Source organism: Trinickia violacea, from assembly GCF_005280735.1.
Classification (GTDB): Bacteria; Pseudomonadota; Gammaproteobacteria; order Burkholderiales; family Burkholderiaceae; genus Trinickia_A; species Trinickia_A violacea.
Window position 1 is genome coordinate 1,446,384 of record NZ_CP040077.1, and the last position, 10,640, is coordinate 1,457,023.

The window sequence follows — 10,640 nt, forward strand, 5'->3', positions numbered from 1 at the left end:
CTTCCCAATTGATGCTGGATTTACCGTGCCGACGGTGTCTTTTCGATAACGACGGCAGCGTGTTCAGGCGGATGCATGGTCAAGTCAGGTCCCGCATGCAACCAGCGCCGCGCGAAAAAAAAGAAGGTGGAAATCAGCACCACGTAGAAAGCAAAGAACATCGCGATGCTCAACATGGTCGCCGTAGGCGTAACGTTCACCGAGACGGCGTCCCGGGTTCGCAGCAGACCGTAGACGATCCACGGTTGGCGCCCCACCTCGCGGACAATCCATCCCGACTCGACCGCAATGTAGGGGAGGGGAATGGCGAGTATCCATGCGAGTAAAAGCCGCTTCCTGGTTGCGAGTTCGTGAGGAGCACGGCGTGTTTTCCTGATTGCCAACGCTGTCCATAGCGCGAGCAGCACGAAAGCGAAGCCGATGCCGGCCATCACCCGAAAGGCGTAATAAAGCAGCGGTATAAAAGGTGGCTGGTCGTTCCTCGGAATGTCCGCAAGTCCGATGACCTTGCCGTGCAGGCTGTGAGTGCCCAGGATGCTGAGCATGCCAGGTACTTCAACCGACCAGTCGTTCTTCTGCTCGGATTGATCTGGCCATGCAAGAAGCGACCAGGACGCGCCCGTTCCAGGTGCGTTCGTATGCCAGTGTCCTTCAATGGCGGCGCCTTTAGCTGGCTGTGTTCTGAAAATATCGACGCCGCTCGCGTCACCTAGCCAGACTTGAAGCGGTGCTACGACAACCAGCGCAATCAGGGCCATGCGAAAAGACTTGAGAAAAAAATCCGTATGGCGCTCACGGAACAGATGGTATGCAGAGATGCCTGCGACAACGAAAAGCCCTGTCTCGATAGCCGCGGTCCACATATGCGCCACACCCCACAGCATGTCGGGACTGAATATGGCCTGTGCGTAACTATCGACGAAAATCTTGCCGTCATGCACGCTCACGCCGGCAGGTGTTTGCATCCATGAATTGGCCACCATGATCCAGAATGCGGACAGAGTCGAACCCAGTGCGACCATTCCTGTGGCGAACAGGTGAACGGCGGCTGGCACGCGCCCCCAGCCAAACATGACGATGCCCATGAAACCTGCTTCGAGCATGAAAGCCATCGCGCCCTCGAAGCCGAGGATGTTTCCGAAGAACTGGCCAGTGAATTCGGAGAAGCCCGCCCAGTTTGTGCCGAACTGGAATTCCATTGGGATACCGCTGACCACGCCAACCGCAAAGTTAAGAATTAGCAGTCTTGCCCAGTGACGCGCGTGCTGGTAGTAGGCGATGTCACCGGTACGAAGCCATCTTGCCTCAAGGAAAAAGATGAATGCGGAAAGGCTAATCGAAAGGATCGGCCACAGGATATGAAATATGGCCGTCATCGCGAACTGTGCGCGAGACAGTTCGATCAGGAGATTTTCGTCCATGCTTTGTTACTGTTGCTATCGTCGATTTGAAGGAGCACCACTGCCCTGACGAGATCGCTGGACAGCCGTTATACGAGTGATGAGAGGGAAGCAGAAGCCATGAGTTGGTTGGCCGCAGATTCGAATTCGCGGACCTTGCCGTCAATGATAAGAAGCTTGTTGCGTGCCGCCTATTACATAAAGCTGCAGTCGGCGCAGTTAACAGATGTAGCGATTCTTCCTCGAGGTGAAGTGGGCGAGTTTTCGCCGGCGAAGCGCCGGAGCTTACCGATGATGCTCTGCGAAGGCGTTTCCCGACACCACTGCGACGTCACAACATAAACATGTAATAACAGTGTCGAAACCAGCTTGCTATCATCGTTCCTTACATGAGCAATGTTCAACGCACTCTGGGCTGCATGAATGAAGACATCGACAACCGAAGGGGCTATGCCTTGAACGAGGTACATGCTCACGTGGCCCAGGCCGGTGTCGATTTCTCTTTGCTTTGCAACGTAGAATCGCGCTTTGTGAGAGCGCGTGCGGCCTTGCTGAGGGAGTTGAGCCGAGCCCTCAGTGGTCTTGAGCTCGGCGTGAACGAAGCGAACGTGTTGATGGCGATCGGTAAAGGTGTTGCTGGCAGTCCTACGGGATTGTCCGAAGTGGTGGGCGTCGACTCGGCGTGCATGAGCCGATTGTTGGACCGACTGGAGAAGAGGTCGTTGCTACAGCGTTCCCGAAGCAGGGAAGACCGAAGAGTAGTGAAAGTTTCGCTGACGGAAGGTGGTACCCGCATGTATATCAGCCTCGACCAGATTACACCCAGCCTATTGAACGAGCGATTTGTCAGACTCTCGCGTGCAGAGCTGCTCGAATTGCAATGTCTTCTTGGGAAACTAATCGGCGATTGAAATAACGAGTGGTATCGACCCAGTTCCTTTTTCGCGCCATTTGTTTAGGATGACGATTTAGGCGTTTCGATTTAAGGCTTCGGGGAGCGAGAGCCCGTAAAATCTGCGATGCCCGTGAAATGGATAATGCCGCCAAAGAGGCCGGTCGCGCCCGAATCCAGCCGAACCAAGCAATTGCCGAGTTTGCCAGGGTCCTCTGGCACCTGCGCGCCATTCTGGTTCTGCTGCTGGTTCTTTTTCTCATTTTGTCTGTCGCCATGTACTACATTGGGGGCGCCGTCGATGCAGCCACGCGCACCCAATCGTCGCTAGGTCAAACTTTCTACTTTTGTGCGGTCACGGCGCTGACTATCGGCTACGGCGACGTTGTGCCGACCACCACGTTTGGTCGGATCGTGGCGGTATCGCTTGGACTGCTCGGCGTGTTGATAACGGGCGTCATAACTGCTTCCGCGGTTTATGCTATCCAGGTGGCCGCGCATCGTGCCGGGCTACTGCCTGGTAATGCAGACGACCGCTGATCTCGATAATGTGTTTAAAAACTCCGCGGCAGTACCTACCGACGACGCACATGGGATAGCGTTTTGAGCGCGCGTCGTCGTGCGAATAGGAAAGCGGCGCGCTTGACGTTTCTACAATGTGGTCCAGCGTGCCGCGGGCGAACAGCGCCAAGGGCGGCATCATCTTGTTGCCGTTTATCGTTCTCGAATCAACTTGTTTTTTCCAGGAGAAAGAATCATGAAGGCAAAGTGGGCACTCGTTTTTATCGCAGCGTCGGCATTTAGCGCGGTTTGCCAGCCGGCAAGCGCGCAGGTAGCGGGCGCGCAGACTATCGGCATCTCGGTCGAGCAGTCGCAGTTGATCGTTGAAGGGTGGAGTGTCAAGAAGAGCCTGCTCGGCAAAAGCATCTACAACGACAGCGGCGAGAAGGTCGGCGTGCTGCACGACATCATCGTCGCGCCGGATAACGCGGTATCGTTCGCAATCGTGGCGGCGCACCAGTTTCTCGGTGTGTCCCAGCACGACGTAGCGATTCCAATGTCGCAACTCGACGTTGTGGACGGAAAACTCGTGTGGGCCGGCGCCACGCGTGATGCAGTCAAGTCGATTCCGGCCTTTCAGTATGCGAAGGTCAGGGAGGTTCCGGTTGCACGCAAGGAGTACGGCCGCCGCTGACTACAGCGCCACCGGCGTGCTGGCGCGCCGCATGTCGACGCATGCTCGAAATACGACAGATGCGCATTTGGAAAAGCCGGTGGCACCCCACAAGACTAGCTCCGACCCGAGGAGCACGAGCCTATCCCCGCACGCGCAGGCTGTTACTGCTTCCCCTCTTCCGGCTTCGCCTTCTCGCTCGTCCCGCTGTCACGCGTCGCGTTGTGGATGGCGCTTTTCGTCGCGTGATACCCGTGCTCGGTGGTATTCGCCACCCAGTGCCCCGCTTTCTTAGCACCACTGGCCGTCGCATGCGCTGCATCGCGCGCACCGTGCCCGATCGCAGTGCCGGCTCCCTTCACGTCTTCCTTGAATTGGTGGGCGGCTTCATGCACGTCCGCGTACGCCGCCGATTGAAACACGCCGAGCACCAGCGCTACCAAAAGCAGTTTTCGAGTTTTCATTAACAAGGTCCCTTAAAAAATCACAAAGACAACAACGGCAGCGATCACGCGTTCGGCTTCGCGGCTTCCCCTAATGAACCCAAACCGGAAGCATCGAGAATTACGGCGGCGCGCCCTGTCATCACAAGCCGGTCACCACAGCGCAAGGTAAAGCTGTAGAGCACGTTATTCGCGTCGCCGCTAATGCGTTCGGCTTCGACAATCAATCGACCGTCGAGTATATCGAGCCGTTCCACCTGCATCTCGACGCTGCGCAAGCTCGCGAGAAACCCCGCACGCGGGCGTTGCGTCTGAGTGGCGAGCACCGCCCCGTGCACGGCCATGGCTTGCGCCGCGTATTCGATGCCGCAGACCGCAGCAAGACGCCCATTCGACCGAAGCGGATTGCTCGGTTCGAGATGACTCGTCGCCACGCAGCGAATCGCTTCGTCGCTCCATGTCTCGACGGCGTCGAGCAGGCACATCGTGCCGCTGTGCGGGATGTGCGCGGCGATCCACGTGTGATCGAACGTTGGCGAGCCGGGAGTCGTCGAGCTCATGACGCGACGTCTCCACACGAACCGCACATCGTGATGTCGACTGCGAGCCGCAGATCGTCCAGATAGTCGAGCACGACGCTCGACGAACGCCGCAAGGCAAGCGCATCGATTAACGGCAGCGCGCGCGCCGCGGGATTGTTGAGTCGCAGTGCTTCGAAATCGGAAGAGGCGAGCGTGGTCGCGGGTTCGTCGGCGAGTCGAACGTCGATGCGCGCCAGGGCTTGGTCGCTCTCTTGCGGCGTCAACACGAGCGCCACGCCGAACGAATCCTCGACAGGACGCACGTCCCGAATCGGCGCGGGGTAGTCCGCATCGAACGCGATCAAGAGCGTCGGCTTCGCATCGATCGCCACCTGCGTGATGCTTTCCAGCAGCCCCGCGGCGAAGCTGCCGTCATACGCGCACAGCACGTTCGACGGCGCCATCGAGCCCATCGCGATGCCCCAGTATCCGGCCGGCGCGTTGTGGACGGAGTTGTGAAAACGCGTCGGCGACAAGTCGCGGTCGTCGCCCGCGAGCGTTTCGCACACGACGTGGCAATTCTGGCCGTCGCCACCGGATGAAGCGAACACGGTGGCGAGCGTCGACGGGTCGCGTCCGCTCGCGAGCGCGGCTTCGCGGCCGACCGCGAGCGAGAGCTTGACGGTGGCGACGGTGCGGCGGCGTTCGGGCGGCGGAAGCTCCGACGGCACGGGCAGCACAGTGCGCTGCGGTTCGTACGCGGCCTTGCCCGCCAGCACTTGAGCCGCTTGCTCCCAGTTGCTCAAGCCCGGCCCGAGCAGCCCGATGCCTTCGATGAATGCGCTCAAGCTCTGCTTCATGACGACAAGCCCATGTTGCGTGCCGCATCCAGGCGGCCCAGCAGCAGCGCGCAATTCGTGCCGCCGAAACCGAACGAGTTGCTGAGCACGGTTCGCAAGCGCGCGTCGCGGCTCGTCGACACGTAGTTGAGCCCTAATGCCGGATCGGGATGCGTCGTCTGTACGCCGGCCGGCACAAACTGATCGCGCAAGGCCAGTGCCGCGATGACCGCTTCGAGCGCGCCGGCCGCGCCGAGCGTGTGGCCGGTCGCGCCTTTGGTGGAGCTGCAAGGCGTGCCGTCGAAAATCGCATTGACCGCGTGGCTTTCAGCGGCGTCGTTGCTCGGCGTGGCCGTGCCGTGCAGATTGATGTAGTCGACTTCGCGCGCGTGGACCTTCGCCATCGTGAGCGCCTGTTGCATGGCGAGCCGTGCACCGAGTCCTTCGGGATGCGGCGACGACATGTGATGCGCGTCGCTCGATTCGCCGACGCCGAGCAGTGCGATGGCGTCGCGGTTCGATGCGTTCGCGCGATCCGCGGCATCGCGCGGACGTTCGACCAGAACGAACGCCGCGGCCTCGCCGATCGAAATGCCTTTGCGCGCAATGTCGAAGGGCTTGCAAGGCTGCGTCGACAGCAGTTCGAGCGAGTTGAAGCCATACAGCGTCGTCAGGCACAGCGAATCGACGCCGCCGACCACGGCCGCATCGATCAACCCGGCTTCGATCATGCGGCGCGCCGAGCCGAAGACTTTGGCGCCCGACGAGCATGCCGACGAAACCGACATCGCCGGCCCGCGCAAGCCGAAGAACGCGCGCACGAACGCGGCGAGCGAATACGGATTGTGCGTATGCGCGTAGCGGAAATGCGCGGGCAGAGTGCCGGTTTCGGGATCGCGTTGCCGGAAGGCTTGTTCGGTTTCGAGAATCCCCGCCGTGCTCGTGCCCATGAAAACGCCGATCCGTCCCGCGCCGTAGCGCGCGGCGGCCGCTTCGACGGCTTCGGCGAAGCCGTCTTGCAGCAGGCCGATTTGCGCGAGCCGGTGATTGCGGCAGTCGAAGTCGCTCAAGTCCGCTCGCACGTGTTGATCGTCGACGCCCGCGACGGCGCCGATCCACGTGTCGAGCGTCGCGCGCTCGAAGTCGCAAGGCGTCAGTCCGGTGCGCCGATCGCGCAGGGCTTGCGCCGTGGCGTCGAGCCCGCGTCCGAGGCAGCTCGTGGCGGTGTAGTGCGTGAAAAGTAGCGGGTTCACTGGGTTCCGTCCGGTTGCGGGCTCGCCTCAGCGCGTGTGCCGGCGATCTGCGGGTCAGGCGTCAGCGTGGCGTGGGCGGACGACGGCTGCGAATCGAGCGCCGCACGCAGTGTTGTCCAACGCAACTGGGCGTCTTGCGCCGCGCGCAGGACCATCGGCAGCACGTCCAGCACAATCGGCCTGCCTTGCGGATTGCGCGAAGCATTGCCATCGTGCAGCAGCAGAATGTCGCGCGCGGCGAGACCGGTGACGAGCCGCCGTGCGACGTCCTCGGCATCGCGGTTGCGCGTGTCGAAGCCGCGCCGCGTCCAGCTCGCCAGCTGCAAGCCCAGCGCGCACAGCACCGGCTCGAGAAACGGATTGCGCAATCCCGCAGGCGCGCGGAAGAAAAGCGGACGAACGCCGCTGATTTCGGTCAGCGTGTTCTGTGCCGCTTCGATTTCGCGCCGCAGCGCGCGCGGCCCTTGCAGCGAGAAATTGTGGCGATGGCGCTGACTGTGATTCTCCACGGCATGGCCGCGTGCCACGATCTCCACGACTAACTCCGGATACCGGCGCACGGCATCGCCGATACAGAAGAACGTCGCACGCGCATCGTAACGATCGAGCAGATCGAGCACGCGCGGCGTGACTTCGGGGTCGGGGCCGTCGTCGATGGTGAGCGCGATTCGATTGCCTGCGCCTGGCGGCAGCGTGGTCCAGTTCGGTCCGAGAAGGTCGCTGCGCGGCCAGAGGCCCGCCGCCGCCAGGGGCACATGCGATGCGATCACGCATCCCGCCGCCCACGGCCACCACGCGGGCTGAGCCGCAACGGCGGCCGCGGCGCCCGCATGCAGCGCGAGGGTGCCGGTGAGTAACGGTGTGGGTTTCCAGCGGCGCGCGCCGCTCTCCATGCCGGCCGACGACATCGTGACGATAGGTGGGGGCGATTTCATATTGGACTCCCGGTGTGCCTGCCTTCGCTCTGTTGCAATGGCGAGCGCGACGCTTGAGGCGCGAGGATGGCGGAGAACAGCAGCGCAAGGATCGCGCCGGGGCCGACCGTCAAGCCGAACGATTCGAGCAGCGGTACGCGCGAGAGCGCAAGCAAGCCGAACCCTGCCACTGTCGCGAGATTCGCGATCAGCAGCGAAACGAGCGTGGGCGCGGCGATGAACGGTGTCTCATGCTGGGCCGTTTCGCTGCCGCGGGTGCCCCGGTTGAAGAACAACGCATAGTTCGAACCGACCGCCACGATCAGCAGGAGTCCGATCAAATGCAGGATCGTGAGCGGCACGCGCGCGAGTGCGAACCCGGCGCTCACGACGAGCACGGCGGCCACGAGCGGCGCGAGCGTACGCGCGACGCGCGCCGGATCGCGCAGCGAGGCGAGCAGCAAGACGACGATGGCCGCGAATCCCGCCAGCGAGAGGCGAATGTCCTCGTTCAAGTAGTTCACGTAGAGCCGGTCGGCTTCGGCTTTCAGGTCGACGAAGAGGGCGTCGGGCACGCCTGCTTGGGCAACGGCGGTTCGGATGGCGTCGGCGTCGAGACTCGAGTCGTCGGGTGCGCTCGTCGCTTGCGCGGACGACGGCGATGGCGCCCGCAGTGTCAACATCGCGCTCCAGCGGCCCGCGCGCTCGGTCAGGAGCGCATCGGCCGCCAACGCCATCGACGTGCCCCGCAGATCCGCGCGAGTCAGCAACGGCTGATGGCGTGCGCGTTCGACGTCGGCGAGGAAGGGCGTCAACGCGTCGGGCTTCAAGTCGATCGATTGGTTGGCGAGCGCGGCGTGAAGGCGCGGCGCGAGAACGTCGGCGGGAGGCAGACTCGCGAGCCGCGCGCGCTGCATGGCCTCGCTCGGCAGATAGCGCGCGGGGCTCTCGTAACCGGCGAGGGTGCGTTTGTCCACGAGCGGCTGCAGTTGCGCGCCGATCTTTTCCGCGCCTTCGAGCACGGCTTGCTCGCTGTCGCCCGAGACCACCACCAGATAACGCACGTCGGGCGCGCCGAGGTCGGCTCGCAGCGAGGCGTCGAGCGCCTGGCTTTGCATCGGCACCGGGCTCAACGCAGACAGTTCGTGACTCCACAATGCGCCGCGATGCAGTCCGAGGATCGCGACAGACGCCGCTATCAGCGCGAACAGGGGCCAACGCAGCGAAGGCGCGGCGCGGACCGCGCGGGCCAGCACGCCGGCGAGCCGCGACACGTCGCGAATCGCACCGGCCTTCTCGCGCATGTGGGGCAGCACGTAGCGCGTCACGGCGGCCGCCGCGAACAATCCGGCGATCGAATACAGCCCGAGCTGCACGAGGCCGGGAAAGCCGGAAAACAGCATCGACGCGAAGCCGCACACCGAAGTCAGCACGCCGAGCCGGATCGTCGGCCAGTACGCCGCGATCCACTCGCGCATGGAATCCGCGCTGCGCGAGCCTTGGGCGCGCGAGGCCGGTTTCGTCGATGGCGGATTCGTCGATTGAACAAACAGATAGATCGAGTAATCGACGGCCTCGCCGATGAGCGTCGTGCCGAAACCGAGCGTCAAACCGTGCACCGTGCCGAAGGCGAGGCTGACCGCCGCGATCCCGGCCGCGACGCCCGTGAGCACCGGCAAGAGCCCGAGCGCGAGCGTGAGCGGCGAGCGGTAGACGACGAGCAGCAAGCCGACGATCAACACGAGGCTCACGCTCGAGAGCCGCTCGACGTCATGCTTGATCGTGTCGCGCGTGTCGACGGAAAACACGCCTGGGCCGCTCAGCAGCAAATGGTACGGGGAGGCGTTGCCGGTATCGTGCGCGGCGGCGTCGAACGCTTGGCGCACCGCGCGCATCGCCCGTTCTTGTGCATCGGTATCGGAGCCTGCGCCGGCCGTCTCGACGACGAGCACCGCACGCTCGCCGTCGCGCGACGCCCAGGCGCCGTCGATCGACGACGGTTGCGCGCCGCTATCGAGCTGGCTCGCGATCGCGGCCACTTCGCCCGTGGGATCGTGCGGCAGCAATGCCTTGACCATCAAGCCCGCCGACGAGCTCAAGAGATCGAAGCTGTCGCCGAGCGCTTGATGCAGCCCTGCCTCGGTGAAGCGCTGTGGCGTCACCGCTGGGCTCAGCAGATAGCGATGGTCGAAGACGAACTGCTGATCGCGCGCCTCCGTGACGGGCTCGCCGTTATTGATGGACGCAAACTGCGGGTCACCGCGCAGGCGCGCGGCCAATTGCTTCGACAGCGTTGCGCGTCCTTGCGCATCGCCGCCTTCGATCGCGACGAGCATCAGCCGCGACACGATCCCCTCGCGCAGCTGATCGACGAGGACGCGCTGCGCCGCGCTAGGCGCGCGCGGCAGAAACGCGGAGAGGTCGGCCGTGAACGACGCGCGATGAATGAGGACCGCGCAGACGACGAGAAACAGCAGCCAGAGCTGCACGGCACGCTTGGCGCACAGCGTGCGAAGCCACGGTCCCGCGGAACGTTGGAGCGCCGGCTCGTCCATCAGTCTCTCGATTCATCCTTGAGCTGCATCACCGAGTGGTCGCCGTCGGCCTGCTCGATCACGACGGTGCGCAGCGCGTCGCGCGCGCCGCGCAGCGTCACGGTGCGGATCGCCTTCGAGGTGCGCGCGTCGAGCGGCGTCAGCGTCAACGTCCAGTCATCGCGATTGCCGTCGAGCGCCACTTGGTAGATGCGCTCGAGCGCCGGGCGATCACCGTCGAGCGTCGCGCGGATGCTCTCGATGAATGCCGACAGCTCCGGATAGCGGTTAAGCGCGAGCGTGACCGTGCGCTGATCGCGCTCGATGGTCAGCTTGTCGCCGTCGACGACGAGGCGCTCGGGCTTCGGGCTCGTCGTGAGCTTCTCCAAATGATCGGGCGCGGCGAACACGAGTTCACCCGAGGACTCCAAGGGCTTCGTCGCGATCGAGAGAGTCTTGGTCTCGACGAACGACGCACGGCCTGACTTGTTATGCGCCAGCATCGACATCAGCGCATCGAGCGTCCAGCCTGCGGTGCTTGCGGTGCCTGGGGCGGACGCTTGGGCCCAGCACGGCGACGCGCTCAAGGAGAGCGCGGCCACCGCCGCCATCGCGGCGAGCGATGCGGCGGCATGCCGGCGAAAACCGAAGCGGCGCAAGACGGTCATGG

11 protein-coding genes are annotated in these 10,640 nt (G+C 63.3%); 3 read left to right on the forward strand and 8 right to left on the reverse strand.

Annotated elements, in window-relative coordinates; translation table 11 throughout:
- Positions 1 to 20 precede the first annotated feature (20 nt).
- Positions 21 to 1,421, reverse strand: a complete 1,401-nt coding sequence (locus tag FAZ95_RS06615; protein ID WP_137331718.1) for a cytochrome ubiquinol oxidase subunit I — start codon at positions 1,419 to 1,421, stop codon at positions 21 to 23.
- Between the two features lie 398 nt (positions 1,422 to 1,819).
- Between FAZ95_RS06615 and FAZ95_RS06620 the strand changes: the two genes are divergently transcribed.
- The 3 genes from FAZ95_RS06620 to FAZ95_RS06630 all read left to right on the forward strand — a co-directional run bounded on the left by FAZ95_RS06620 (position 1,820) and on the right by FAZ95_RS06630 (position 3,487).
- Entirely contained in the window at positions 1,820 to 2,311 is a 492-nt protein-coding gene (locus tag FAZ95_RS06620; protein ID WP_217497429.1) for a MarR family winged helix-turn-helix transcriptional regulator, read from the forward strand.
- 119 nt (positions 2,312 to 2,430) lie between these two features.
- On the forward strand, positions 2,431 to 2,832 hold the full coding sequence (locus FAZ95_RS06625; protein ID WP_137331720.1) for a potassium channel family protein: 402 nt from the start codon (positions 2,431 to 2,433) through the stop codon (positions 2,830 to 2,832).
- Positions 2,833 to 3,049: 217 nt separating this feature from the next.
- Positions 3,050 to 3,487, forward strand: coding sequence for a PRC-barrel domain-containing protein (locus tag FAZ95_RS06630; protein ID WP_137331721.1), 438 nt, complete (start codon positions 3,050 to 3,052; stop codon positions 3,485 to 3,487).
- Positions 3,488 to 3,630: 143 nt separating this feature from the next.
- Here the strand turns inward: FAZ95_RS06630 and FAZ95_RS06635 are convergent, their stop codons facing one another.
- From FAZ95_RS06635 to FAZ95_RS06665, 7 genes are read right to left on the reverse strand one after another with little or no spacing between them, the layout of a single operon-like run.
- A complete protein-coding gene (locus tag FAZ95_RS06635) occupies positions 3,631 to 3,930 on the reverse strand; it encodes a hypothetical protein (RefSeq protein ID WP_175425528.1) in 300 nt (99 codons plus the stop codon).
- 44 nt (positions 3,931 to 3,974) lie between these two features.
- Entirely contained in the window at positions 3,975 to 4,469 is a 495-nt protein-coding gene (locus tag FAZ95_RS06640) for a hotdog family protein (protein WP_137331722.1), read from the reverse strand.
- The gene (locus FAZ95_RS06645; protein WP_137331723.1) at positions 4,466 to 5,290 is read right to left on the reverse strand and encodes a beta-ketoacyl synthase chain length factor; all 825 of its coding nucleotides are present in this window, start codon (positions 5,288 to 5,290) and stop codon (positions 4,466 to 4,468) included. The genes FAZ95_RS06640 and FAZ95_RS06645 overlap by 4 nt, the downstream gene beginning before the upstream one ends.
- Entirely contained in the window at positions 5,287 to 6,522 is a 1,236-nt protein-coding gene (locus FAZ95_RS06650) for a beta-ketoacyl-[acyl-carrier-protein] synthase family protein (RefSeq protein ID WP_137331724.1), read from the reverse strand. Before FAZ95_RS06650 ends, FAZ95_RS06645 begins: the two co-directional genes overlap by 4 nt.
- Positions 6,519 to 7,457, reverse strand: a complete 939-nt coding sequence (locus FAZ95_RS06655) for a polysaccharide deacetylase family protein (protein ID WP_254699823.1) — start codon at positions 7,455 to 7,457, stop codon at positions 6,519 to 6,521. Before FAZ95_RS06655 ends, FAZ95_RS06650 begins: the two co-directional genes overlap by 4 nt.
- Entirely contained in the window at positions 7,454 to 9,991 is a 2,538-nt protein-coding gene (locus tag FAZ95_RS06660; RefSeq protein ID WP_137331725.1) for an MMPL family transporter, read from the reverse strand. The genes FAZ95_RS06655 and FAZ95_RS06660 overlap by 4 nt, the downstream gene beginning before the upstream one ends.
- The gene (locus FAZ95_RS06665; protein ID WP_137331726.1) at positions 9,991 to 10,638 is read right to left on the reverse strand and encodes a LolA-related protein; all 648 of its coding nucleotides are present in this window, start codon (positions 10,636 to 10,638) and stop codon (positions 9,991 to 9,993) included. The genes FAZ95_RS06660 and FAZ95_RS06665 overlap by 1 nt, the downstream gene beginning before the upstream one ends.
- Positions 10,639 to 10,640: the final 2 nt, after the last annotated feature.